We start from the raw sequence: 26,070 nt of genomic DNA, 5'->3' as shown, positions 1-26,070 counted from the left end.
TATGTCACCGATAGCTCTAAAAAACCACACGGCGCTGTTAAGGGAAGAGGCCGCCGCAATTCATATTCCCTACACGATCCACGCGAATGAACACGTTGTAAAAACCAAAAATGGTTACGTGATGGTGTTCAAGTTGTCCGGCATCGGCTACGAAAACGCCGACGACGAACAGCTCAACATCTGGCACGAACGTTTGAACGTGTTTTACCGCAATATCGCCCGCCCGAATATCTCGATCTGGCAAACCATCATCCGTCACCGCGAAGACGCCTACCCGGCCGGCGAGTTTGAGCCGGGCTTTGCCCATGACCTTAACGAGAAATACCGCCGCCGGATTGCACAAGAAACACTCATGTGCAACGACCTTTACGTGGCGATAGTGTACCGGCCTCAACCCGGCACAGTTGGCAAAACCGCGATGAGTTTCCTCAGCCGAGTCAACAAAGAGTCGGCCAAGCAAGAGCAAGCGGAAGCGCTGGAGGAAATGGCAAAACTGCAACAACACGTCACGGCCGCCCTGGGCCGCTACGATCCCGAGCCGCTCGGCATCTACAAACGTGGCGATCATTATTACTCGACCATCCTGGAATATTTCGGATTGCTCATTAACGGCGAATGGCAACGAATCGCCTTGCCGCGATCCCCATTGAACGAAGTGCTGGCCACGTCGCGTTTATCATTCGGCACCGAGGCCATGGAATATCGCACCTCCACGAATACCCGCGTCGGCGCTGTGTTGGGCATCAAAGAATACCCGACGCCAACGGTCGTCGGCATGTTTAACCAATTGCTCAAGGCACCGTACAGCTTCGTTATGACGCAAAGCTTTACCTTCATGATGAAGGCAAGCGCCCAAACGCTCTTGGTAAACCAGCACGCCAGAATGTCAAACATTGGCGATCTAGCGAAGACGCAAACCGAAGACCTCGAACTTGCTATCGATCAAATATCCGGGAATGAAATTGCCATGGGCGATCATCATTTTTCGTTGCTGGTTCACGGCGAACCGTTTGAAGGCGTGAAGGAGGCGGAAAATTCGTCCCGACTGCGCGAACTCAATAACAATATCGCCCACGCGCGAACCGTGTTAGGCGACACCGGCATGACCGTTGCGCGGGAAGACATGGCCATGGAAGCGGCGTTTTGGGCGCAACTGCCCGGCAATTTTGCCTATCGGCCCCGTCTATCGCCGATCACTAGCCGTAACTTCTCAGCGATGGCCCCGTACCATAATTTCCCGGTAGGCCGGGCAACGGGTAACCATTGGGGCGACGCCATGGCCGTTCTGATTACCAACGCCAGAAGCAACTATTATTTTTCGTTGCATGCCAGCGATCCCAAAGACCCGACCGGCGGCTCCAAAAAAGACGTGGCCCACACCTACCTATGCGGCCCGACGGGTTCCGGTAAAACTGTTGTGTTCGGCTTCATGGTATCGATGCTGCGCAAGCAAAACGTCACGCAAGTAATTTTTGATAACGACTACGGCCTCGAAATCTTGATCCGTGCTTTGGGCGGCCGCTACCTGCCAATCCGCAACAAACACAATACCGGCTTTAACCCGCTCCAGCTCGAACCGACCCCAAACAATGTCGAATTCATGCGGCAATTTGTGCAACGCCTGGCGTATCGCGCCGACAAACCGTTAACTGAACGCGAATTGAAAAATCTCAATTCAGCGCTCGACGGCACGTTACTACTCGACCGCCAATACCGCCGTTTATCGCGCCTGGTGGAATTCCTGGACGTGCGCGACCCGGAAGGCCTTTACGCCCGCCTCAGTAAATGGGCGGAAAGCACGGCCGGCGAATATGCCTGGGTGTTCGACAATGAGACCGACACGATTAGCGGCCTCATGAATGAAGCCGCAACCATCGGCTTCGACTCCACCGATTTTCTGAAAAACCCGGTGACCTGCGGGCCGATCACCATGTACCTGTTCCACCTCGTGCAAACATTGATGGACGGCCGTCGTTTACTGTGTTGGATGGACGAGTTTTCGCGTTCTATCAACGATCCGGCCTTCCAAGAGTTTGCCAAGGATGGACTGGAAAGGGCACGTAAAAAGAACGCCGGTTTTATTTTTGTCACGCAAAGCCCAAGCTCGGTGCTGGAAAGCCCGATTGCTCGAACTCTGGTCGAGCAAACCCCGACCCAAATCTTCATGCCCAACGAAAAAGCGCGGGAAGAGGACTACATCGACGGTTTCGGCCTGAGTGAGCGCGAATTTCTGTTAATCAAACAGGAAATCCAGCCGGGCAGCCGGCAATTCCTGATTAAACAAGGACATGCCAGCGTCGTGTGCGAACTCAATTTAAAAGGGTTTAGCTACGAACTGGATGTAATTTCGGGCCGTTCGCACAACGTCGAATACGTCCGAAAACTGATAGAGGACGTGGGCGACAACCCGCAGACTTGGTTACCGCTATACAAGCAATACTTGGACGAACAACGCCATTCCTAACCGCCGGAGTACACCACATGAAAATGATTCAGAAAAAACCCATCGCGTTAGCCATCATCCTGATGTTATCAGCGACTAACGCGAACGCAATTGACATTGTGAACGACCCGGCACACATGGCGGAGACCATCGCCGGTTGGGCCGCTAATCACCAGGACGAAATCCAACAGTTTAATACCATGGTGGAGCAATTACAGCAATTGCAACAGACCTATCAAATGGTCACCTCCACCTACAACAGCCTCACGGGCAGCCGGGGACTTGGGGCTTTGCAAACCTTAACCAATGCCTCACGTAACTACCTGCCGGAAAGCACGGGCGATCTACTCGATACCATCAACGGCGCAAGCCAGACTTATAACCAGATGAGCGGCATGGTTCAGGGATTCACGAACCAAAACGCGATACTGAATGGCAACGCCCTAAATAGCCTCAACATGACCGGCCAACAGCTTAACCTTTTCACTCAGCGCCGGAAAAATGCGGCCGCGATACAGGCCACGGCACAGCAAAGTATGAATGCGGCCGGCCAGCGTTACGGGTATATCCAAGGAATGATAGATAACATCAATAACACCAACGATCCGAAGGCCATTGCCGAGCTTCAAGCCCGGATCGCAGGCGAACAGGTGATGCTACAAAACGATCAGAGCAAAATGGAGCAGATGTATGCCTATATGCAAAATCAGGAGCGGATCAATCAGCAACAAATGAGCGAACTATCGGTACAGCAAATCGGCCGGACGCGTAATTTGGTGCAACCGAATTACACGGTTTACAACAATCCATAACCGGAGACGAAAATGACCAAGAATCTCACAATTTTAACAACCATCGTGTTAACCGCAGCCACGACGGCCGGCGGCACATACTACCTGACCACAAATGGCCAGACGAGCAACAGCGCTGAAAATACGCCGGTAGCCATGGCACCTCAGACGGACAACGGGCAATCCGTGGTTCAAGTGGCAGCACAGGATGCGGATAAACCGATCACCATTGTTGTTAAAACACAAATCGAAGAAGCGAAACACACTCGAAGACCAACAGGGCACATTCGAGATTTAAAGCAACCGGAATACGGGGTATTCCAGGGCAATTAACGCCACTCTTATGAGGATAATGACATGGGGTTTTTTCTACAATTCTGGACGTATTTACAGGGAAACGTATTGAATACGGTTGGAGCGGTGACAGCCAATATAGCGGGCAGTATCGCGCCGGCAGCCGTCACGTTTGCAACCATGTATGTGATGTTATGGGGATATTTACATTTACGAGGTGCAATCGAAGAGCCGATCATGGACGGGGCCAAGCGGATCATCCAGTTGGCAGTGATTTTCGCCGTGGCAATCGATTTATGGGAATACAACGCGGTTTTCATAGATTTTTTTGTGACAACCCCTGACTCATTATCCAATGCAATATTGGGTGGAAATGCGGCAGTGACGGCCGTCGATAACATCTGGAAAGATGGCGGCGACGTGGCGGAATCCCTAATGGCGCAAGGCGGCATCATGAACGGTAATGTGGATTTCTATATTGCCGGGTTTGCGGTCTATTTGTTTGTCGGCGCAATCTGCATCTGGATGGCGTATTTATACTGTTTATCGCTGGTGGCCGTGGGATTGTTGTTAGCCATTGGCCCCTTACCTGTATTGGGGTTAATGTTTGAAACCACGAAGCGATTTTTCGAGGCATGGGTCGCTCAACTCGCCAATTACGGCCTAATTATTGTTATTGCGTCAGTGGCGGCAAAACTTCTTCTTGGAATGCTAAATTCGTATGCCACAGCGGCGGCAGCGATGGGTGCCGCGATAACAGTGGCCGAGGCCATTCAATTGTGTTTGGCATCCGGTTTTATCCTCATCCTCATGAAGCAAGTGCCGACCATTGCGGCGACATTGGGCGGTGGCGTGGCGTTGAGTACATTCAACACCCTAAGCCGGCTTATGTCTGGTACAGCGAGAAGTACTGGCGGCACCGCGTACCAATTCGCGCGTGGTGTGGCAGATGGGCGAGCAGGGCATCAACCAAGCCGCTATCAATCGATAACCCGTAACCTGGGCACCCGCTTAGGCGCAAGGCGTGCGCCGCAACAGGCACAACAGCAAACAGGAGGAAAAATAGCTCGGAGTGCTGTGTTCTAGCGGTTTTTTTCGCGCCCGCGAAACTGGAGTTCAATACCGATGAACGATTCAATACAAACAATCCTCGACGATCCAGCGGCATCGGATTGGCTAAAAACGGCATTGCGGGCCGCGTTGGCCCGCGATCCTGTTGATGCGGTCAACGACGCCGAAATTCTTTGTGAATCACTCAAACAACGACTGGACGATATTTTTCAATCAATCTAGGAGCATGCGGCGATATGGTCGCCGCACGTTATCTGTTAGCGAACAGGAACCGTTTAAATGGAGCAACCGCGCATACAAGAACACGACGAGAATCAAAAAGAATTTCGCGACATTCTGTCCAAATACGGCCTTACGCAAGCCGAGGCCGCCGCGCTAATAACGAACGAAACCGGGCAATCAGTCGGAACACGCAAAATCCGTAGCTGGTTGGCAGGGGTGTCGATTCCATCCAGCAGGAAATGCCCCAAATGGGCGTTAACCGCACTCAAACGAACCACCGAAAATCTATCGGAAGAAAAGTAACATTATTCTTGACATAGGCTCAATGAGCCTATAACATTCAAGGCACCCTAACTACCAAAACCTCCTGCGACTATGAAACTCAGCAATTCTACCTGGCTTGTTATGGCCATTTTATCAACCGTAATCATGACAGGCTGCGCAACTACGCCGCCGGCCCGCTGCACCGAGGATTTCACGCCCATCAACGCAAATGCAACGGAAACGGTGCAACCATGAAACGCGACCCGGAACTGGAAAACTATCTGGCCGAGGCGAGTTCCTGGGAAGCCGACAAACTCAGGGACGCGCTCAAACAAATCAAATTTCAAAAAGTGGTCATTGTGGGCCTGGTCATCGCGACCGGAAGCCTGGCATGGGCCATCAAGGGATTGACCCCTTTGAAAACCACGCAACCCTATGTCGTTCGCGTGGATAACTCCACGGGAATTGTCGATGTTGTGCCGATCTACAACGGCCAAGCCGAGCTAAACGAGCTTGTCACGCGCAACCTTCTAACCCACTACCAAACCGCACGGGAACGTTATTTTTACGCGATTGCGGAAACCGATTACGAGTACGTCGGCGCATTTAATAACTCCAAACTCAACGACGAATGGGCACGGGAATGGATGGAAGGCAACCCGGAATCGCCGCTTGTGAAATACAAGGACGGCACGACCGTAACCGTCCACGTCAAGGGCATCACTTTCCTGGAACCCGACAGCGGCGCACGCGATACCGCACAAATCCGTTTCACCACGGAAACACGCAAAGGCGGCAATGGCGCACCCGTCGTCACGCATTGGCTATCGACCGTCAAATACGCTTACGGCGAACCCTCCACCAACGACAAAGAACGCAGCCTGAATCAATTAGGCCTGCGGATCACCAGCTACCACAAAGAGCCGGAAGTTATCGCCGAGCAACGCGCAATAGGAGGTCAGCCATGAAAACATTAGGACGTTTAAGTGCTATTGGCCTGATGGTGTGGGCCACCGCTTCGGTCGCGGAAATCAACCCCATGCCGGGCATGACAGACCCGCGTGTACGTGAGGTGGTTTATGACCGGGACGATGTAATCCGTTTGATTGGCTATGTGGGTTATCAAACGCATTTACGCATGGCTCCGGGCGAGAAGTTTGTCGGCGTCGGCGCTGGTGATACCGGCGGCTTGGATATAACGGCCGACGGTAGCGATACATGGCTCAAACCCAAAGCCGAATTGGTGCGAACCAATTTCGACGTGAAAACCAACCGCCGGGTCTATCACTTCGATTACGAAGTACGGAAAGAGCCACCGCACAACAAAAAAGCCATGATCTATTCGATTACCTTCCGCTACCCCGCCGATGAGGAAGAAAAGCGGCTGGACGACTTCGCTAAAGCGAAGTTGCACGACAAGTTGCATGCGCCGGCCTACAAGGTGAACAAAGACTATTGGTATTGCGGCGCTCCATCGATGAAGCCGGTTGAAGCCTACGACGATGGCATTCAAACACATATCAAGTTTGGATCGCATGCCGAGTATCCGGCCATCTTCGCCGAAAACGCGGATCAATCAGAATCGTTGATCAATTTTCACGTTGAACCAGACACCGACGAGGTGGTGGTACACCAAATCGCACACCGTTTTATTTTGCGCCGTGGTGAATTAGTAGGCTGCATCGAAAACCGGCAATTTTCCGGCGGTGGATCGCGCTTGACGTCGGGCACAGTAAAGGACGACGTAGTTATAAAAACACACAAAACCGAAAACGAGGCAGCCGGCAATGAGTGAAAACAATCATGAAATAGATATGCACTATGACGACCATGTAGACAACCACGACCACGTACCGGGCGAACGCCAAATACCGAGCGTGACGCGCGGCCAGTCGTTACAGTCGAAAATGAATAATGTGTTTGCGGTCGCTTTAATACTGCTATTGGGAGGCGGCTTTTTGACCTGGTATTACACCAATATGTATGCCAAGAAAAACGCCGAGGACGAAAAACGCAAACAGGAACAAGAGCAACTGACGCAATCCACCGGCAGCCTGCCAAAACTCGGTGCAGTGCCGTTTCCACAAGTAAAAACGCCACCGCCACCGCCCCCCGTTGAATCAGTAGACGCTGGCAACCTGTTTGGGCCAGCTCCAGGATCGCAAGCCAACGTCAATAACGGGCCAAAAGAACCGACGCCGGAAGAAGTCGCGCAAATGCGCCGACTGACAACCCCTGTTTATGTGAAACCAAATAACAACATGGCAGGGGCCGAGCAACCAAGCGCCGATCCTAACCAACGTCATGCCAGTTTGGACTCCATCGCCGGGCAGAATACCGATCTTGCAAAAGCGCTACAGCCGACAACTACCGCCATGGCACGGGCCGAAATGTTGCCGTCATTAACGTTCGTTATCCCAAAAGGCCGCAAAGGCGACTGCACGCTAGAAACCGCCATTGATTCCCAACTGCCCGGCATGGTGACCTGCGTATTGTCACACGATATTTTCGGTGCTGACGGCAAAGTGCCTCTGTTAAAACGCGGCACGTCGATTACCGGCGAGACGCGCACCAACGTACAACAAGGGCAAAGTCGCGTGTTTGTGTTGTGGACGGACGCAAGAACCGAAGCCGGCGTAGTGGCACAACTGGCGTCACCGGCAACGGACTCGCTCGGACGTAGCGGGATTACGGGCGAGGTTGACAACCATTTTTGGGATCGCTTCGGTGCGGCAATCCTAATATCAGTCATCAATGGCGTGATTCAGGCAGGCACGAACTACGCGAGCGGCGCTGGCAACAGCGGCGGAACGACACTTAATTACAACACACAACAACCCAACCAAGTCATGACGGAAGTATTGAGAAACACCGTCAACATTCCGCCCACTATTCGCGTACCGCAAGGGGAGCGCGTGCAAATTCTGTTCGCGCGTGATGTGGACTTTCGTTCGGTTTATGCACTGGCTGATAAATACCAGTACATCTATGACGAAGCGGAAGCCAAATATCGCCAGTATCAGTAATCAATTTTCGCGCCCGCGAAAATCCAACACCGAGAGGAAACACATGGAATCAGCACAACACCGCCGCGACAATGTGGAATACCTGAGCGCATTGCATCATTACCTAACCCCTTTACGTTGCATCTTGGATGATGACGCCGTGACTGAGGTCTGCATCAATAAACCGCATGAAGCCTGGGTGCAACGATACAGCGGCAAAACCTGTGAAAAACTGGCGTTTGCGTCGCATGGTTGGTGCCGAAACATGGCCAATCTGGTTGCGAACAAAACCTCACAAGGAGCCGACGAAACGACGCCCCTGTTATCGGCTGATTTACCGACTGGTGAGCGGATTCAATTCGTACTGCCACCGGCCAGTGATCACGTATCCATTACGATCCGCCGGCCGTCTAAAACCGTGTGGACACTCGACGAGTTGGCCGACAAAGGACTCTTTGCGCAATGCAAAGAGTCGGGCGACGAACTGGACGACGTGGAAAAGGAATTGCTCGAACTTAAGGAACAGCGCCGTTATGGTGAATTCATCAAGCTAGGCATAAAGGCCAAAAAGAATTTTCTATTATCCGGGGTAACAGGTAGCGGGAAAACCACGGCAAACAAGGCCTTAATCCTCGAAATCCCAGCCGACGAGCGCATCATCACGATTGAGGACGCCAAAGAGTTGATATTAGTGAACCAACCGGATCATGTTCGCCTGTTTTATTCCAAAGGCGGGCAGGGCATTTCAAACGTTAACGCCAAAATGCTACTTGAGGCCTGTTTGCGGATGAAGCCGGATCGCTTGTTCCTGGCGGAGTTGCGAAGCGACGAAGCCTTTGAATACCTGCGGGCCGTTGCTTCTCACCCTGGCTCGATTACCAGTATTCACGGCCACACCGCACAATTGGCTCTCGCGCAAATGGTGTTATTGCTCAGACAAAGCCCGGCAGGGCAAGCCTTGCAGTCGGAAGAAATCAAATCGTTGCTGTATCAAACCATTGACATCGTTCTACAGTTCGCGGCCGATGGCCAAATTCGATATATCAAAGAGGTCTGGTACAGACCCGATCTGAAACGCAAACACGGCCTATGAAGAAAATAGCAAAAATCCTCGCTGGGTTGTTATTGGCGCTCGCAGCCGGACTTTATGTGTCCGGCTATTTTTTTCTGGTAGTCAGCCACTTAAACCCGTATCAAGCGACGCCGATAACCATCCTTCAATATCACCAACATTACGGCCAAAAACCGACTGTACACCGCAACCTGATTGGTAGCACGATAGCCGGGTTTCTGTTGGTCGGCGGTGGTATCGCCCTACCACTCCTGCCACGGCGGCGGGCATTGCATGGCGACGCACGCTTTGCCAGCCGCCGGGAAATCCGGGAGCGTGGCTTGTTAGACGGCGACGGCATAATTATTGGCAAACTCGGTGAGAAATACTTGTCGATACCTGGCCAGCAAGGGGCAATTCTGGCCGCCCCGCCTCGCGCGGGTAAAGGGGTGGGTGTAGTAGTACCGAATCTGTTGAATTTTCCCGGATCGGTGATCGTCGTTGACATCAAAAAAGAGAACTGGGAAGTCACAGCCGGTTTTCGGCATCAACACGGCCAAGAGGTGTATCTATTCGATCCACTATCCGAAGAGGGACAGACAGCCCGCTGGAACCCGTTTTTTTATGTGTCAGCCGATCCACACACCCGCATTAACGATATTCAACGGATAGCGGAAATGCTCTACACCGTAGACGGCAATAAGGACTCATTTTGGGTGTTAAGCGCCAGAACGTTGTTCTTAGGATTGGCTCTTTACCTATTTGAGACGGCATATACCAAGCGCACGATTGGCGAAGTGTTACGGCTAGGCATGTCCGGCGGCACAACCGGCGAGGGCTTTGTCGAACATTGGAAAGGCGTTCTCGCCCGCCGAAGAGAGGGCAACAACCCGCTTTCCTGGCAATGCGTGTCGTCGATCTATGAGGTTATCGATCTACCGCCGCAAACAGCGGGCGGCATCCGTAAAGAGCTGACATCGAAACTCTCGCTATGGCTGAATCCATTACTGGACGCGGCCACGTCCGAGAATGACATGGATTTACGCAATTTGCGTAAGCGGCCTATGTCGATTTATGTTGGCGTCAAACCGGACGACCTGGACAGGATTCGCCCGGTATTGAGTCTGTTTTTTCAGCAAGCGATTGGCTTGCAGACCCGCGAACTGCCCGAACACAACCCGCAATTGAAACATCAACTGCTGTTGTTACTGGACGAGTTTACCGCCCTGGGCCGTATCCCCATTATCGAAACCGCCAGTGGCTTTTTGCCTGGTTACAACGTTCGCGTGCTATTGGTCATTCAAACCCCGTCGCAACTGCGAGCCGTGTACGGCCGCGACGGTGCCGACACGATTATGAAAACCCTGGCCGGTCGAATCGTTTTCGCCCCGAAAGACTTTCCCGACGCGCAAGAAATCTCGAACGATTTAGGTTCCACAACAATGAAAGGCGAAAGCCGGTCGCGGCCTATGTGGGGCACAAAAGGCCAGACCACGACGGAGAGCGACCAGCGCCGGATGTTGTTATTGCCGCAGGAGGTTAAAGAAATCGGCCCGGATCGAGAAATCATCATCTACGAAGGCATCCGCCCAATCCTGGCGGAAAAAATCATTTACTACACCGACCGCCATTTCAAAAAACGCTTGCTGCCGGCACCGAAGGTACGACGGATCGCGCCCGTCATGCAGACCTACGAGAACATTTACACCCAAATGGATGTAGACGACGAACCAACATACCGGCCGGTGACGATAGAGGAACTGGAAAATTTCGATGAACTGTCACTAAACGACTTTGCAATCGATACCGATTACATCCTGCAACCCACAGACCAACCCATGAGCGCCGACGAAATCAAGGCAGCCGCTCAGCGTTACCTAAACCTTGTGATTGAAGACTAAAAGGAGAACACGATGGCAACAGAAAGACAACCGGGCGATGAATTGGAAACCCGCGTTAAAGCAGACCTGGCCGAAACTCAATATCGCTATGGCGTAATCGATCCGAACAGTCATGCGCAATATCGCGTCTACACCTCAGCGGAAATGATCGCCAAGGCCGACGAGTTCGGAATTAGCGAAGTCAAAGGCTATAGCGCCGATGGCCGGGAATCCCGGATTACAAAAACCGGCGATAACTGGGTACGCGCCGACGGCCAAAAGATCGAGGACATGCAGGCCGAAATTGACAAACAAAGCGTGGCCGATATTTTGAGCCGCGCACAAGCAAGGGCAAAAGTAGGCCAGACAGGCGACCACGATATAGACCGGAAACTGGCGCTGGTAGACGCCTCGGCATTCCTCCGCATTCAAGACGTGGAACAACAAAAGATCGCGGCGGCCGCCATTGTAAAAAATACCCAAGAACACCCGGATTATAAAGCCGGCCTTGAGGCTGCTTTCACGGGGTACATTAGGAACCCGCCCAAAATTTCAGAAGTCGCGGATCGCATCTATCACCTGGAACGCGGCACACCGCGCGAACAATCGGCAAACGAACAGGCGGGCGAACAGGCTAAGGCACAAGAGGCGGCGCATGTGTTTACCCTACGCACTGGTAACCGTGAGCGCGAGTTTACCGACGCCCAAAAAGCCGGGGCCGCTTATTACACCGCAGACCCGGAAAAATCGCCACGCCCGAGCGTGGTACACGCGGAAGGAAATCGCGGCCGAATCATCGCCTCAACCGAGATTCACGGCCAATATGAGGATGGCCAGACCCGCTTTTTCAAAACCCTGCCGGATGTAATGCCTATCGATAAAGAATTTCAGGCCGGTTACTACGAGGCACTGGAAAAAGCGGTTCGCAAACATCTTCGCACCCTCAAAACCGAAGCGACCCAAGGACAAGAACCGCCGAAGCAATTGGAAAACCGGATTGCCGACGATCTGGAACGTTTCGCGGTCTACGATTCAGCCAAAGCCATAAAACTATGGCAAAAGAACGCCCCGGACGGCATGAAGACGCCGGTTTTTCTAACCGAACAGGCCGTGAGCCAAGAAAACAAGCCGGCCACTAAAGACCCCAAGCAAGTAGAAAATATCATTGAGTTTTACGATAAGGCTCAAGAGAAAACCGCACCCAAGACCGAACAAGCGGCTCAGGTAACCGCCGCAGAAAACGAACAGGCACAAGTGGGCACCGACGGTAACCACGCAATACCGGAAAGGCTGGCAAGTCGTTATTTGCGCGTGAAAAATCAATACTATTTTCAGGATAAATCTCTGGCGTTCGAGGACGGCGGCAAGCATTTGAAAGTCGAGACCGAAAACGCCACCGTGATTAAGGATGCAATCGCTATCGCCGAAGATCGGAACTGGCAAACCATCAAAATATCCGGCAGCGATAATTTCAAGCAACAGGCTTGGCGGGAAGCATCGCTCAAAGGCCTGGAAGTGGTCGGGTATCAACCGACTCCATTGGAAGTGGCCGAACTGGAAAAAGCCAAGGCCGCGCTCGAAGCAAAACAGCAAGTCGCCGCGCCGGCATCAAGAGACCGCGACGGCATGATTGTCGGAACATTGTTGGATCACGGCGCGGATCACTATAAACACGATCCGAATCAAGGCAAATCCTATTTCGTCAAATTAGAGGTGGATGGGAAGGAAGTCACTAAATGGGGCGCTGACTTCAAACGGGCCTTTAAAGAATCTCAGTCAAAGCCGGAAGTCGGCGACAAAATCATCATGGAGTCGGTCGGCCAGCAAGAGGTGAACATCGGTACAAAGGAACGCGACGCTGACGGTAACGAGGTGGAAGGCAAAAAGCCGGTTAAAAAGAACACCTGGCGGGTCGAACGCGAAGATTATCAAACGGCGCTCGAAGAGCAGGCCCAAGCGCTTCGCACGGGCCGGGAAATCGAAGGCAATGTCATTCGGCAAATGCCGCAAGTCGCCGAAGCGATTACCGCCGCCAAACTCGGCGAGAAGATCGCCGAACAAGCTCATCAATCCGGCGTTATCAAGTCGGAAGATGAAAAAGAGGCTCTGGTGTACCTAATCCGCGAAGGCCTTGCCTCCGCATTGGAAAAGGGTAAAAAAATCACTGCGCCGGAAGTACGAGAACAGGGGCGGCAAGCCACCATTGACGCGAACAACGTACTGAATGATCAAAAACCGCCAGTGGTCACAAAAGAACCTGTGCAACAGGAAATGGTTAGATGAAAACCTGGGCCAAAATGGCATGCGTGGGGGTGTTGCTCTGGTGGCACGCCCCCAATGCGGCAACCCTAGATCAACAAACGGTCGAGGATGCGCGAATCTTCCTGGCGGGTTACCTGGAACTCAACAACACCAAAAACATTAACCTGCTGCCGCTGTATGCCGATGAGGCAGAAATTAACGTCACCGTAGTTACTCTGGATCGGGAAGTTCGAACGTTAGAGTTGAACGGGCGCAAATGGAAGCAATTGCTCCGCGAAACTTGGTACAACGGCCAACCGTCGGCAGAACCGATGCAGCTACACGACATCAAGATTAAACCGATAAGCGGCGAAGCCTTAGAAATCAACGCTCATCGGTACGCGCTCGGACGTTGTTACTGGGACAACCGCTATCGCCTTGTAATTGCGAAGGACGCCAAACGGTATCGCATCATTAGCGAAACATTGCTTATCCATCATCACAACCAGTGTGAACAGCCAGAAACAACAATCGTCAATCAGGAAATAACCATTACCCCAGCCATGGAACCACGCCAATGAAAATGCTTTATGGCGCTATCGCCTTAGTTTTAGCCCATTCGGTGCAAGCGGCACCGAATTCAGAAGCGGTAATACGTTTACAAGTCGCCTCGATAGATTCGACAAAAGCCGACACCGTACAACATGACAGAACAATCAACGATGACGAACAGCATTGGGTTGATCAAACCGAGCAAGCACTCATAAAGGAAATGGCAAAAAATAAGCCCTTAGCGCAACGTATGAGCAATGAGCGCTTACGCCGGGAGCTGTTGCACACCATTTATTACGAGGCAAAACGGGCAGGCCTGGAACCGTCGTTAGTCATTTCGGTGATTCGCGGGGAAAGCAATTTCCGCAAATACGCGATTTCATCGACCGGTGCGCGGGGCTTCATGCAAGTGATGCCGTTTTGGGCCGATATAGTCGGTACAGAGTCCGCCGATCTGTTCAATGTGAGAACAAACCTCCGGCTCGGGTGCGCAATCTTGCGCAGCTATTTGGACAAGGAAAACGGCAATATCACTCGGGCATTAGCACGGTACAACGGCAGTCGTAGCAGCGACGCTTATCCCAATTACATCTATGCCGCCTGGGTGAACTAATGTCAATTAACAACATAACGAAATGGCTTAAAACCGGCGTGAATTTGATACAGGAAGACCTCGGCTATAGTCCGGTCAAACTACTTAGCGCGATAGATAGTTACCCCGATTTCCTTCCCAAGCTTGAAGAGCGACCTAAAACGATCAATGAGGGCGATATTGTAAGGTGGCATGAATGGGGCGAAATGCGGTATAGCTTCACGAAGTATGCAAAACATAACGTGATGCTCGGTTGGCGATATAGCCAAGGGACATACTCCAGTTTTGAACAGGTTATGCCTGAATTCGACCACTTCGGCCAATATGAGGCGACACCAAACTGGGAATGCGAAATACAGGACATAGCCGGGCTATCGAGTTCAAAATCCAACCTAAATCAATTCACCAATCTTGATCAATTCATACAAACAAGATACCCAAGCTTGATCGAAGAAATCACCGAGCGAAATCTTTTAAGTACCTTGGCGCATAACGAAATACGAATCGGTCATGAACTGCACACCGATACAACGGCTGATTGCTTTAGCCGCTATTCATGGGATAACCGCATCTTCCTACGCAATCACGGCGGTTCCCATCACTTCGCAGCCGCGCGTTATATCGCCGGCAAATTAGGCCGTAAAGTACGCCTGAATGGCAAGCTCAAATCCTATTCAATCAATCCGCGTAGCGTAGAGGCGCTAAGGGAGCGTTTCGAGATTGTAGTGATAGACGACCGCGCCAAAGAACAAAATGAATTTCTTCATGCCATGAAGGCATTTAGTGCCACCTACCTATGGCGACAATTACCGCAGCCATACGATAACTGCCGCGCCATCTTCTTACCGAAAGACGAAACCCGCTCAAGAACTGTCGCCGGCTACTTAAGGGCAGCCGGTGCATTCGACCTGGGGGCATTCTTACAGACATTGATTGTCCCGCGCGAACATTGATCGCGGCATTTTCGCGCCCGCGAAAAACAGAACCCATAAACAACAAGGAAACAAGAAATGAGAAATGACAAAGCCAAACGCCTTTTAATCGTAACCGCTCTTTTAACCATGGAAGCCTGTAGCGTTTATAAGCCAACCATTGACGTTCGTAATGACATGAACGCCTACAGACTCGATCAAGACTTTGAAGACTGCAAACACCTTGCGTATCAAGCCTCGGGTAACACTGTACAAGAGACCGCAATTGGGGCTGGAGTTGGGGGAGTAGTGGGGGCAGGTGGTGGTGCCGCTCTTGGCGCTGCCATGGGAAACGCAGGAAAAGGTGCGGCTATTGGTGCGGCTGTGGGTGGTCTTGGCGGCGCTACAAAACAAGCCCTGGAAACCGGGCAAAATTTTAAATATGCATATCAAAACTGCATGCGGAATCGCGGGCATAACGTCATTAACTAATGCCGGGGAACAAGCTTTAGCTACAGAATACGGAAAAAATAGTACGCTAAGCCTTTTTTAGTGATCAGAACGACAAAGGATTTAATGCATGAAGGTAAAAAAGATTCGCCGATCCATTCGGGAGCAATTAACGGGGGCCGGAGCGGGAAGCTTTGCGGAATTGTCAGCAAGCCTTCCACCTCTACAAGAGTATGCAAAAGAAGCAATAAGCGCCGGTCGGCAAACCGACGCTGACGCAATTTTAATAGCCATCATTCACGCAGATACGGTGTTAGTGGCGTTAGTAGCCGGTCGTTCAATTTTATTAGGGGATGGCATTCGCGACTATTTGTCAGAATATCATGACGGCATCGAGGAACACACGCGTCATTGCATTGATTGGATGGTAGATAACGCGACTGACGGACTAAAAGACGAAAATCAATGCCTAGTCGTGTTACGAGACACCGACGATGATAGATGGCGAGGGTTTAGAGGCGACCAACCAATGACTATCGAAGAAATCAAGGCGAGCGGCCGGGCACGACTCAATTAACGACTACTGCCGATACAGTCGCCCCGACATGCAAAACGACGACCTAGAAACGCTTAGAGCCACCGCGATTGCCGCCGACAAAATTTACTCAAAAAGTCGGCTTCTTGATGAATTACGGCTTAAACCAAAACCGGACGCCGCACCCGTCAAAATCGTTAAAAACGGCTACGGCGGACGAAGCCCACTTTATCGGGTGGCGGACTGTGTACCAATCAGGGAAACCGCTCAAAAAGAACCAACCCCTAAGCAACTAAAGGCAAGGGCGATTCAAGCGATCAAATCAAAGAAACGAGGCCGCCTTGCGCGAGCAGGGGCCGAAGCAATGGCCTGGCTCGGTACAGACCTGTGCTTCATCGACCTTGAAACAACGGGGCTAGGCCCAACCGCTCAAATCGTTGAAGTGGCAGCGGCCGACCAGTTCCGCAATGTGTTATTTCATACGACCGTCAAACCAACCGTTCCGATTGATCCGGGCGCTATCAATATCCACGGCTACACCGAAGCGATGCTTGCCGATTCACCAACCTGGCCGGATGTCATCGATCAGTTCAAACAGGTCGTCACGGGCCGAATGGTGGTGATATTCAATGCCGACTATGACAGTCGGATCATTCAGCAAACCTGTGACGCATTCAATTTGTCCACGGAGTGGTGGGACGAAATAGACACACGTTGCGCAATGTACCTGGCGACCGATGCGTTTGGAGCCACTAATAGATACGGTACAATTTCCCTGGATAATGCCACACTGGAGGCGGGCGTCGAATGGACTGGGAACGCACACACCGCCATTGCCGATACATTGGCCACTGTCGATTTGGTTAACGCAATTGGAAATAGTTATAGCGAACTATGCCGGCAGCTCGAAGAGCTAGAGGCTACGACACAGGCGTAAAAAACAAATAAGACATGACAACAAAAACAACGCAAATACCATTCGATAACTTTATTGCATCACTTATAAAAAATGGTTACTCCGATGAGGTAAGAGCATTTACTAAAAGCATCGAAACGAAACCGCGAATGGTTCAAGACTTTGCGGATTCTTTTAATCGCCTTATAGGCGCTTGGGTGGATGTACTGGAAAATAACGAGGTACAACCAGATAAATTGGAAGAAGCCGAAACATCGAATACCTGGGACAATGAACATACGGTAATGATAGTGTCCGAGGCGATATTCGACTCATATCTGGAGTTAAAGGAATTCTGCAATGCAAATGCACGGATGCTGGGTTATTTTTTGGAGTTTATCAATCATCACTCCGAAGTAACGGCACGTATTGGATGGATCGACGAGCGCCCACAAATCGGTCGCGTATTGTGGGATTCCGTAACCATCGATGTGTCCGATCCCGTAATGGAGTACGTTCGAATAGCAGAATTCTTTGATGAAGTCGGCGATGAGGTTAAATATGTTTGCGAACCAAAACCAAAAGAACAGCCAGACCCGCCACTCTACATTTTACATCCAGAGAGATTTAAGGCGTTCCACGCATGCGCAGAACCGATAGGCAAAATCTATCGCCAGCAAGTCGATCCTAATACCGGCTTTTTAACCGTTCCACTATTAAACAAATTGATGCAGCACGCTTGTGAAGAAACGAATAACAAGGTACTGAATTATCCACGTCGCCTAACCTTAGATTCACCCAGTCCGACGCACGTCATAGAGTCATTAGAGGTGTTATCGACTGCATACGGTCGGTTTGTCCAAGCGGGCCGCCAGATTATGAAGTTTCCACCATCATTGATCGAAATGCTGGCAAAAACGGATGTTGACGAAATCCCGCTTAACTTGTTGAAAACACCATTCTCAGCCCAATACCTATACTTTGGCATGCAAAAGCACTTGGAGTTAGAGGAGGGCTGGTTTGTCGATGGGGCATACGTTGAAACAAGAGGAACCGCCGGGGATATACGTTTTACAATCACAGCCATTCCGTCAGATAGGCAAAAATCACGCCTTTGGTTTGTGATCCCGGAGCCACACTACACACAGGATTTTGTCGGCGAATTCCGCGAAAAAACCTTAGCGACCGCCATTGATCAAGTGTTTAACGATAACAAAACAACGCTTGCTCAGAAAGCCACCGGCGACGGTGGCGATATTACACAAAAGGTGTCGGACGAATTCGGCAAGATGGGCGAGTCAATGCCGGACTCGCTAAACATTGTGGACGTTTCGCCGGCAATGGCCAAGCAACGGATAGAACAACTTACAAAACGCCATCCGATTTACCACGAAACGCTTAAATTAGTGGTAAATGCGCTTTGCTATGTGACCGCGTACCCAGACGATATTGAAACCGTCTGGCCCGATGAAACACCTGTCAAATTAAAGGCGAAGGCAGAAGCCGGAAATGGTAAAGAGTCAGCGAGAGCGAAGTCGAAATTAACATCAATGGGATATGTGCAAGTACATATCTGCGGAAAAAAGATCGATGAACAACGCAAGTTAATAGGGGCGTCAACAGGAAGTCATCCAGCAAGCCATTGGCGGCGTGGTCATTGGCGAAACCAACCGTATGGTGAAGGTCGCGCCCTTCGCAAGTTGATTTGGTTAATGCCCGTGCTAGTTGCACCTAATAACGCCAATGATGACCTGGAAAACGGACATATATATTTAGTATCCAAGTAAATGGTTAGTGGAAAAATATTAAAAGAAGCCTTTGTCAAGAAAATATGGTTCGTCGCTCTATGTCTGCTTATCTTATGGACAAATGCCGTTTTGGCCGAGAACCTTTCGGGGAAGGTCGTAAAAATCATTGATGGCGATACTGTGATCTTGTTGGTTAGCGGTAACCGACAGGTCAAAATCAGGCTTGCCGAAATCGATACGCCGGAATCCCACCAACCGTATGGACAGAAAGCTAAACAAGCGTTAGCCGGATTGGTGTTTTCCAAAACGATTACAGCGGACGTGCAAACCACCGACCGTTATGGCCGGTCGGTTGCCCGTGTATATGCCGGCTCGCTGGACGTGAACGCCGAGCTTGTCCGAAGCGGGTCTGCGTGGGTGTACCGCAAATATGCTAAAGACAGTAGCCTTTACGAACTAGAGGCGCAAGCAAGAGAGGACAAAAAAGGGCTTTGGGCGCTACCTGAAAGCGAGCGAACGCCTCCATGGGAGTGGCGCAAGCGGAAATAAGGAGGAAATAACCAGTGAGCGTTTGATACACCATAAAGCGCAGCGGTCTAGCAAATGAATGGTGACAGAATGAAGGCCTCGATCGCGCGCCGGCGTCACCATACGCGCATGGTGACAAACAAGCGAATCCGGACGCGGGGATCTGACACCAATTGGGTAATCGTATGGTGACACGGTTCGCCCGGCGCTGGTCTCGATCCGGCCGGTGCCTGTCACCAATCCAGTTTGGTGACATGGCCAGCTCGACCTGGCCGGCGAATTGTCACCAATCAAACTGATCTTATCGTATCCGTTCAATTAGCGACTAGGCGCTAAATGATCGACATCTTGCGACTGCTTATCAACAGCCGGCATTTGCTCTACGCCGGTCGCTTTCGGTGTTTGGCCTATAGCCACTTGCAAACGATTCTTGTCTTTCGCTACGCGGTCTCTAAGCACCTCGTAATCGGTTTTAACCTTCGGCAACTTCTCAATGAAAGCCTCAACCGCTATGGCGTCGTTGTCCATACCGGCGGCACGAAGAGCGTGCGCCGTCGCGTACCAATCGGCAACCACATTAGTTCGTGTGCTTTCGAGCGTTTTTTTACCAGACATATCCGGCGCAACACCGTTTACAACCTCATTTAGTGCAGTCTCGACCTGGCTTTGTAGATAGGATGATTCAATCGGTTTTTTGTTAGCCTCTGGATCACGTTGCCATTTCTCGATCCGCTCTTGATGTTGGTGCATAGCGCCTTTAGTGCTACTGCGGCCCTTGCCTCGGATAGCGGCCGGCGTCGCATTCGCCTCAACGCCTCGGTCGCGTAGCGCCTGGGCGAACTGTTCTCGCCATTCTTGCAGCGTATTTTTTCGGATATAAAGACGTTCGCCGGTTTCGCTTACCGCCTTAACGACTAAATGAACATGCGGGTTTTTACCGGATTCGGTCTTTTCGTGCTTTGGATCGGTCGCCGGATCATGTAACACCATCGCGTAACGATGGCTAAAGGCGAAGTTTTCGCGGGCGAAGAACTGGGCCGCGTCTAAAACCTTTTGTGGTGGTGCGCCGTGCGGCATTGATAATACGATGTTATGTACCAGTTTCGCGCGTTTGTCTTTCTCGCCGGCTTCCGGTGCCTCCCTGTGACGTTGATTGATCACGGTATCCAACTTCCAATCCTTGACCAAAAAGCCCGAAACATCCCGACCTTTTAGAGTGTCGCCATCATCGGTTAGTACATCCAGTTCGCCGTGACGATCAATGTAATCGATGTGAGCCTCTGCCGTGCCGCTATCTCGACCGCCGCCAGTGACCTTTACCATAACCTCCGGCACGCGATCCAACGTCCGCCTTAAGGCGTCCATGGATGCACGTGACGACGGATCAAATAATGGACGGCCGGCACGCGGCGCTTGCGGCCCTTTACGGCCACGACTGCCAATATTTAAACCTTGAGCGTCTTTATCTCGTGCAATACGAACCGTTCTTTTTTTAGCCATCTTCGTTCTCCCAACTCAAAAGGTTAGCGCGAACAACCGCATCGATCTCTTCACTAGCCCGATTGGTTAGTTGAGCGGTCTCTTCGAGTAAATCAATCAATTCGTGTGAGTCAGGCCAGCGGCCAGAATGCGCCAGTTTCGCAAACTGGTTTAGGTTGCGGCCAATCGCGGCCAAATGGTTTGACGTGACACCAAGGGCCAACAGTTCATCACGCGGCATAGGTGCGTTTTTGTTTATCCAGCCACGCAAGACTAATTTCAAGATTATACCAGGCGTTAGTTGACGACCCTCGCCATATTGTTTAACGTAAAGCTCATCGCCCGGAAGCGGCCGGAAACATAATTGCCCGGTCAGTTCATGGACAGTCTCAGATTGTGCATGTAACGGCGAGCTAGGCGGCGCTGGCGCTCCGTCTTCATCTTCCCTAAGCAATCGGGTTATCTCACCGATGATCAGCTTAGAGACATCGATACGGCGTTTCTCAGCAAGCGCAAACAAGGCCGCCTTTAGGTCTTCATGAATCCGAAAACGGATGACCTCTGTTTTACCTGTCATTCCGACACCTCACCAATAAAAAAACTGTTCAACATGGGAATATGTTACCACAAATGCCGACGCTAGTCTATCCTGCCCTCTTTTTGTTTTGTTTTTTACGTGCCTTTGCCGTTGCACGGGCTGGTTTTGCTGAAAGTTTGCTGAAAGTTGCGAGAAACAGCATGCGGTTATAGTGAAATTATGGCGATAGTATTGAAAACCTGTGGATAATTAGTGTAGAGTGTAGAAAAATGACTGAAATATCGGTATGGCAAGGTGGAACCGAATCGTTTTATTCGCCGCTTTATGCGAATAAAAGAAAAAAGTCGCACTAGCAGTGCGTCGTCGGTTTTATCGGTTTTGCGTTTCCATCCGACTGAACTAAGCACCAGCGGTGCGTTTATTGGGGACTTGATGGAACTGGACGAATTCGTGAAGCTGCATAAACCGGCGTCTACGTCACGGTCGCGCCTGGCTCCGTATTTGGCGGACATCTATCGCCTTCGTCGGTTGGGCTATTCCTGGGTGCAAGTGCAAGAGTACCTGGCCACGAAGGGTGTCACGGTGGCATTCCAAACTGTTGCCGCCTACGTGAAACGTCACCCGGAACAACCCGGCGAGTCCTCGAAGCTAAGCAAACCACGCCAGACAGTGACAACGCCGGCACCAACACCAGTGCGACCGGAAAAGGATCGGACAGAGGCGAATCCGTCCGTCAATGAAGAGCAACACGAGGATGGTCAAACAAGTGATTCATCCTTTTTTAAACCCAGCGACTTACGGGACATCATGCAGTCATCAGTTGACCTAGAGAAGCTGGCCAAAATCGGCAAAAGCCAAAAACCAAAGAGGAAAAAACCACATGAAACTGGTAGTGATTAACTTCTCCGGCAACGTCGGAAAATCAACCGTGGCGGCGCATCTGCTTAAGCCACACATGCCCGGCGCTGGATTGTTCAGCGTGGAGACTTTGAACGACGACGCGGCGACCGATGGCGTGGACGTGGAAACGTACAAAGGCAAAAAGTACCGCGAACTCCAAGAGGAAATATTTTTACTCGATGATGCAATTATTGATGTCGGTGCGTCCAACGTAGAGGACTTTACCAACATGATGTCGCAGTATCACGATTCACATAAACAATTCGACTTCTACGTGGTGCCGACCGTCAAAGAGAAAAAACAGACCATCGACACGATCCGCACCATTAAAGCGTTGTCTGCAATGGGTATCCCAAAACAAAAAATCCGGGTGGTCATGAACAAGGTCGAGGTAGACGACGATATTCACGATGAATTTGGATCGTTGTTCGGTCTCGCCACCGTCGATAAATCGTTTGTCATTAACGATAAATGCGTGATCTACAACAACGAGGCCTTTGATCAGTGCAAAGACCTGGGCGTACCATTAGTGGATATGGTGAATGACAAGAACGATTACCGGGAACTGGCGAAGGCCGCAAAGGCCGAGGGCAAAACAGAGGAAGCGGAACGCTTGGTTAAAATGGCCCTGCTGAAAATGATTGCAGTCACGGCACAAAAAAACCTCGATCAAGTGTTCAAGGCGTTGTTTTAAGCCATGGCCGCCACGAAAAAAACACCCGAGAAAACCCCAAGAACCATGCGCGACGCCCTGGCCGCGCAGGTATTAGGGGACATTGACGTTTTACTTGATAAATCCGATTCTGCGGCCGCCACGATTACAGCGGCCGTGGAGCGGTTAGAATTAACGATCCGCCGGCTCGAAGAGGCCGGCGAAAGCTACAATCAAGCCGTGATGGCGGCAAACATGCGCTCGAAAAAAGAGTTGATGGCGTACCTAAAAACAGTGACGACGGCCACGGTATCGGCAACGGTTGATGAACAGCGGGAGATTGTACGCGGGTTAGTACGCGAGGCCGTGAGTGATGAAATAGCCGCGTTTAAAAAGGCGATATCGGAGATAAACGCCGTGAAACGACCAACAGGGATTGGGAGATATACAGGAACGGCAGCGATTAGCCTGGGCACTGCAATAATGACCAGTGTAATAACGTTAGTACTTCTTAAATTGGTGAGTTAACCAGCTCGCCCCGTCGCGCCATTGCGATGCAGCACCATTCGGTGTCATCTACGGCAGACAACGGCGGAGCGATCACCCTCTAGTTGTAGTTTCTTGATTTCATAACCGGTTTTTCTTGCACTTATCCGGGATTTTCATCTCAAATTAACTGACTCTATAAAATCATTTTTTCTCACATTAATTGCACAGGGCGGTTTTCTTTCTCGCATTAAATGATTTTATCGAGTTGGATTTCTCGCTTTATTTGATTCTATCCTACGCCCATAAACCATAAATTGAAGGCGCGAGCTTTATAAAATCCCCAGCTTATGGATTTCCTTATTAAAATCCTCAGCCCGTGCCGCTGGCAATTGTCCGTTGAAATACGCCTTGATTTCGCCCCGCCTGGCATTCAGATGTTCGCACAAAGCCGTGGTGTTATACCCATGCCGGGCCAGCTTGGGTTCCAACGTGTTTAAGTCGGGCGATAATATGGTTTCGACAATCTCCACATCGACCGGTTTTGTGCCTGTGGTAGCTCCCTTGATAAAAGCGAGCGTCAGGTAATGGCAAATTTGCAACGGCGTGATCAGCCGTTCCGCCAGAAGATTGATGGCATCGGGAGTCACGATGTCATGGATGGCTGTTTTAGGTTTGCTGCAATGTGTCAACACCCATTCAATATAGCGTTCTTTTTGTTGTCCCCAACTATCCAAGCTAAACAATTTCGCCCGTGCGCCGATTTCTTCCATAGTCGGCTTGTTGAGGTCGTTGCCCAGCTTTGGATGGCCCACCATGATAACGGTCAAAGTGCCTTTGGTGTCCTCAACAGTTTCAATCAACTGCTTTATGCTAATTAACGTGCGCCAATGGAGGTCATGGGCTCCATCGATGAAGAAGGCGATCGGCTTATTGATTTTACGGATCAGTTCTTGGAGTTTCCGCTCCCTGGTTTCGGTTTGGGTAATGATCTTAAAATCTTTTGGGGTGGGTAGATCAGCAAATAGTGCGGTATAGAGGGTGTTGATATTGACGCGTCGTTTATCGGTCGCCAACGATTTGGCGACAACCACCTGGTTGTTTTTCTTTAAGCCATCCTGAAAATGCCGGATAACCCGAGTCTTGCCAACGCCGACGATGCCGGTCAAGGTAATGATGCCGCCTGACATGACGGCGGCTTCAAGGCTATGCAGAACACTTTTAAAGGCTTCGGTCTCAAAGTAATCGGCTTTATCCAAATCCTTAACCAGGCCATAGTATTGCATCATTTCACCGTACATCAGTCACCTCCCGAATGCCCGGCCGAGCTTAAAGTAAAATACGCGCGAATTTTGTCCATCACTGTCTTCTTGTCCAATGTCTCATCGAGGATCATATTGATGGCGACTATTTGCAGGTCGGTCAACCGGGACAAGGGTTTGCCGAGATAATCGGCAATGGCAGTCTTGGCATCCAGTTTGTTTTTGAACGTGGTAGATTGCAGGAATGGGCTGTCATCGAACGGCATCGATTTGGGTTTTTCCATCTGAACGATATTGGCTTGGGCCAACAGAGCTTGGTCGCTGCCGTTAATGCCGGACAATGCTGAACGTGGCAGGCTGATTGTTTTTGCCAATTCCCCGATCCGATCCGCTTTAAGCTCAACGCTGCTCTTTTTGTGTTTCCGAAACTTTCCGAACGGGATCGGCCCCTCTGCAGGATAGAAAGGCCCTTGTTTCTCGTCATTGAACTCAACATAGAGTTCATTATGGACTAGCGGGAGCATTTGAACAGAAACTTACGGTTTCGCCATCGGTTTCCAGTTCATAACCGTAAGTTGCTGTACTGATCTCCAATCAAAACTGGAGTTAAATCCGGCCTTCTTCAATAGCCTTATAATAAGTTCGCCGCCCGATACCGACTTCAGAAACCGCTTTGCTGACACTTGTGCCATTGTCGACCAGCTTTTGCACTTGTTGTAGCTTGGCTTCGTTAATTGGCCTACGGCCTTTGTATTTTCCATCCGCTTTAGCGATTTCGATGCCTTCCCTTTGGCGTTCCAACATAATGCCTCTTTCAAATTCAGCAATAGCGGCCAGCATGGTGAGCATCAGTTGCCCAGTTGGAGATTTAGTATCTAAATTAATATTGAGGACTTCAAGGTCAGCGCCTTTCTGTTTTATCGCTTCGGCTATGTTCAACAAATCCTTGGTTGATCGCGCTAACCGATCCAACTTTGTCACCGTAACGGTATCGCCTTTTCGAATGTAAGCGAGTAATTTTTTTAACTCGGGACGATCAGCATTACTTCCCGATACTTTTTCCTTGAAAATCTCATGGCAATCCGCCTTGTTAAGTAATTCCAACTGAGCAGCCATATTTTGCTCCGTTGTGGATACTCGGCAATAGCCGATTTTCGATGAAGTCATGTTGTTTTGGTTGTTTTGTGCATATAGAATATGTGCAAATTATAAGCTGTGCATTTACCGCAATTCAACTACAAATGCACAAAATAGCGCCTATTTTGCGTGTGCAGTTAGAT

At 50.7% G+C, this 26,070-nt stretch carries 27 protein-coding genes; 22 read left to right on the top strand and 5 right to left on the bottom strand.

Annotated elements, in window-relative coordinates:
- Position 1 precedes the first annotated feature (1 nt).
- The 19 genes from NP590_RS17800 to NP590_RS17710 all read left to right on the top strand — a co-directional run bounded on the left by NP590_RS17800 (position 2) and on the right by NP590_RS17710 (position 19,494).
- Positions 2-2,464, top strand: a complete 2,463-nt coding sequence (locus NP590_RS17800) for a VirB4 family type IV secretion/conjugal transfer ATPase (RefSeq protein ID WP_256604008.1) — start codon at positions 2-4, stop codon at positions 2,462-2,464.
- A gap of 17 nt (positions 2,465-2,481) precedes the next feature.
- Positions 2,482-3,255, top strand: coding sequence for a type IV secretion system protein (locus NP590_RS17795; protein ID WP_256604006.1), 774 nt, complete (start codon positions 2,482-2,484; stop codon positions 3,253-3,255).
- 12 nt (positions 3,256-3,267) lie between these two features.
- Positions 3,268-3,567 (top strand): hypothetical protein, encoded by a 300-nt coding sequence (locus NP590_RS17790; RefSeq protein WP_256604004.1) that lies wholly within the window; start codon positions 3,268-3,270, stop codon positions 3,565-3,567.
- 24 nt (positions 3,568-3,591) lie between these two features.
- Positions 3,592-4,614, top strand: a complete 1,023-nt coding sequence (locus NP590_RS17785; protein ID WP_256604003.1) for a TrbL/VirB6 family protein — start codon at positions 3,592-3,594, stop codon at positions 4,612-4,614.
- 39 nt (positions 4,615-4,653) lie between these two features.
- The gene (locus tag NP590_RS17780; RefSeq protein ID WP_256604002.1) at positions 4,654-4,821 is read left to right on the top strand and encodes a hypothetical protein; all 168 of its coding nucleotides are present in this window, start codon (positions 4,654-4,656) and stop codon (positions 4,819-4,821) included.
- Between the two features lie 515 nt (positions 4,822-5,336).
- Positions 5,337-6,053, top strand: coding sequence for a VirB8 family type IV secretion system protein (locus tag NP590_RS17775; protein ID WP_256604001.1), 717 nt, complete (start codon positions 5,337-5,339; stop codon positions 6,051-6,053).
- Complete coding sequence (locus tag NP590_RS17770; RefSeq protein ID WP_256604000.1) at positions 6,050-6,880, top strand: TrbG/VirB9 family P-type conjugative transfer protein; 831 nt, start codon at positions 6,050-6,052, stop codon at positions 6,878-6,880. The genes NP590_RS17775 and NP590_RS17770 overlap by 4 nt, the downstream gene beginning before the upstream one ends.
- On the top strand, positions 6,873-8,111 hold the full coding sequence (gene virB10, locus NP590_RS17765; RefSeq protein ID WP_256603999.1) for a type IV secretion system protein VirB10: 1,239 nt from the start codon (positions 6,873-6,875) through the stop codon (positions 8,109-8,111). Before NP590_RS17770 ends, virB10 begins: the two co-directional genes overlap by 8 nt.
- A 43-nt stretch (positions 8,112-8,154) precedes the next feature.
- A complete protein-coding gene (virB11, locus tag NP590_RS17760; RefSeq protein ID WP_256603998.1) occupies positions 8,155-9,183 on the top strand; it encodes a P-type DNA transfer ATPase VirB11 in 1,029 nt (342 codons plus the stop codon).
- The gene (locus NP590_RS17755) at positions 9,180-11,042 is read left to right on the top strand and encodes a type IV secretory system conjugative DNA transfer family protein (RefSeq protein ID WP_256603997.1); all 1,863 of its coding nucleotides are present in this window, start codon (positions 9,180-9,182) and stop codon (positions 11,040-11,042) included. The genes virB11 and NP590_RS17755 overlap by 4 nt, the downstream gene beginning before the upstream one ends.
- 12 nt (positions 11,043-11,054) lie before the next feature.
- Complete coding sequence (locus NP590_RS17750) at positions 11,055-13,304, top strand: LPD7 domain-containing protein (protein ID WP_256603996.1); 2,250 nt, start codon at positions 11,055-11,057, stop codon at positions 13,302-13,304.
- Entirely contained in the window at positions 13,301-13,843 is a 543-nt protein-coding gene (locus NP590_RS17745) for a hypothetical protein (protein ID WP_256603995.1), read from the top strand. Before NP590_RS17750 ends, NP590_RS17745 begins: the two co-directional genes overlap by 4 nt.
- On the top strand, positions 13,840-14,427 hold the full coding sequence (locus tag NP590_RS17740; RefSeq protein ID WP_256603994.1) for a transglycosylase SLT domain-containing protein: 588 nt from the start codon (positions 13,840-13,842) through the stop codon (positions 14,425-14,427). The genes NP590_RS17745 and NP590_RS17740 overlap by 4 nt, the downstream gene beginning before the upstream one ends.
- Positions 14,427-15,359 (top strand): DUF6685 family protein, encoded by a 933-nt coding sequence (locus tag NP590_RS17735; protein ID WP_256603993.1) that lies wholly within the window; start codon positions 14,427-14,429, stop codon positions 15,357-15,359. Before NP590_RS17740 ends, NP590_RS17735 begins: the two co-directional genes overlap by 1 nt.
- Before the next feature lie 57 nt (positions 15,360-15,416).
- Positions 15,417-15,809, top strand: a complete 393-nt coding sequence (locus NP590_RS17730; RefSeq protein WP_256603992.1) for a glycine zipper family protein — start codon at positions 15,417-15,419, stop codon at positions 15,807-15,809.
- An 88-nt stretch (positions 15,810-15,897) separates the two neighbouring features.
- Positions 15,898-16,344 (top strand): hypothetical protein, encoded by a 447-nt coding sequence (locus tag NP590_RS17725; RefSeq protein WP_256603991.1) that lies wholly within the window; start codon positions 15,898-15,900, stop codon positions 16,342-16,344.
- 28 nt (positions 16,345-16,372) lie between these two features.
- Positions 16,373-17,239: a 3'-5' exonuclease gene (locus NP590_RS17720; protein ID WP_256603989.1), complete on the top strand. Its 867-nt coding sequence runs from the start codon at positions 16,373-16,375 to the stop codon at positions 17,237-17,239.
- A gap of 14 nt (positions 17,240-17,253) precedes the next feature.
- Positions 17,254-18,984 carry an AcrVA2 family anti-CRISPR protein gene (locus tag NP590_RS17715; RefSeq protein ID WP_256603988.1) on the top strand — a complete coding sequence of 577 codons (1,731 nt, stop codon included), beginning with the start codon at positions 17,254-17,256 and terminating at the stop codon, positions 18,982-18,984.
- Entirely contained in the window at positions 18,985-19,494 is a 510-nt protein-coding gene (locus NP590_RS17710) for a thermonuclease family protein (protein WP_256603987.1), read from the top strand.
- 297 nt (positions 19,495-19,791) lie between these two features.
- On the opposite strand, the gene NP590_RS17705 is transcribed toward NP590_RS17710, so the two are convergent.
- Positions 19,792-20,973 (bottom strand): relaxase/mobilization nuclease domain-containing protein, encoded by a 1,182-nt coding sequence (locus NP590_RS17705; protein WP_256603986.1) that lies wholly within the window; start codon positions 20,971-20,973, stop codon positions 19,792-19,794.
- Positions 20,966-21,529, bottom strand: a complete 564-nt coding sequence (locus NP590_RS17700) for a hypothetical protein (RefSeq protein WP_256603985.1) — start codon at positions 21,527-21,529, stop codon at positions 20,966-20,968. The genes NP590_RS17705 and NP590_RS17700 overlap by 8 nt, the downstream gene beginning before the upstream one ends.
- 255 nt (positions 21,530-21,784) lie before the next feature.
- Here NP590_RS17700 and NP590_RS17695 point away from each other — a divergent pair, with 255 nt between their 5' ends.
- The 3 genes from NP590_RS17695 to NP590_RS17685 are packed head-to-tail and all read left to right on the top strand — an operon-like array spanning position 21,785 to position 23,570.
- Positions 21,785-22,390, top strand: a complete 606-nt coding sequence (locus NP590_RS17695; protein ID WP_256603983.1) for a hypothetical protein — start codon at positions 21,785-21,787, stop codon at positions 22,388-22,390.
- On the top strand, positions 22,371-23,084 hold the full coding sequence (stbB, locus tag NP590_RS17690; RefSeq protein ID WP_256603982.1) for a StbB family protein: 714 nt from the start codon (positions 22,371-22,373) through the stop codon (positions 23,082-23,084). Before NP590_RS17695 ends, stbB begins: the two co-directional genes overlap by 20 nt.
- Positions 23,085-23,087: 3 nt before the next feature.
- Complete coding sequence (locus NP590_RS17685) at positions 23,088-23,570, top strand: hypothetical protein (RefSeq protein WP_256603980.1); 483 nt, start codon at positions 23,088-23,090, stop codon at positions 23,568-23,570.
- A 290-nt stretch (positions 23,571-23,860) separates the two neighbouring features.
- On the opposite strand, the gene NP590_RS17680 is transcribed toward NP590_RS17685, so the two are convergent.
- The 3 genes from NP590_RS17680 to NP590_RS17670 form a co-directional block, all read right to left on the bottom strand.
- A complete protein-coding gene (locus NP590_RS17680) occupies positions 23,861-24,829 on the bottom strand; it encodes an AAA family ATPase (protein WP_256603979.1) in 969 nt (322 codons plus the stop codon).
- Complete coding sequence (locus NP590_RS17675) at positions 24,829-25,314, bottom strand: hypothetical protein (RefSeq protein ID WP_256603978.1); 486 nt, start codon at positions 25,312-25,314, stop codon at positions 24,829-24,831. The genes NP590_RS17680 and NP590_RS17675 overlap by 1 nt, the downstream gene beginning before the upstream one ends.
- An 82-nt stretch (positions 25,315-25,396) precedes the next feature.
- Positions 25,397-25,957, bottom strand: a complete 561-nt coding sequence (locus NP590_RS17670) for a recombinase family protein (RefSeq protein WP_256603977.1) — start codon at positions 25,955-25,957, stop codon at positions 25,397-25,399.
- Positions 25,958-26,070: the final 113 nt, after the last annotated feature.

Origin of the sequence: Methylomonas subterranea (genome assembly GCF_024505185.1) — a bacterium.
GTDB lineage: Bacteria > Pseudomonadota > Gammaproteobacteria > Methylococcales > Methylomonadaceae > Methylomonas > Methylomonas subterranea.
Note: the sequence above shows the minus strand (reverse complement) of the source record. Positions and strands in the feature narration are given on the sequence as shown.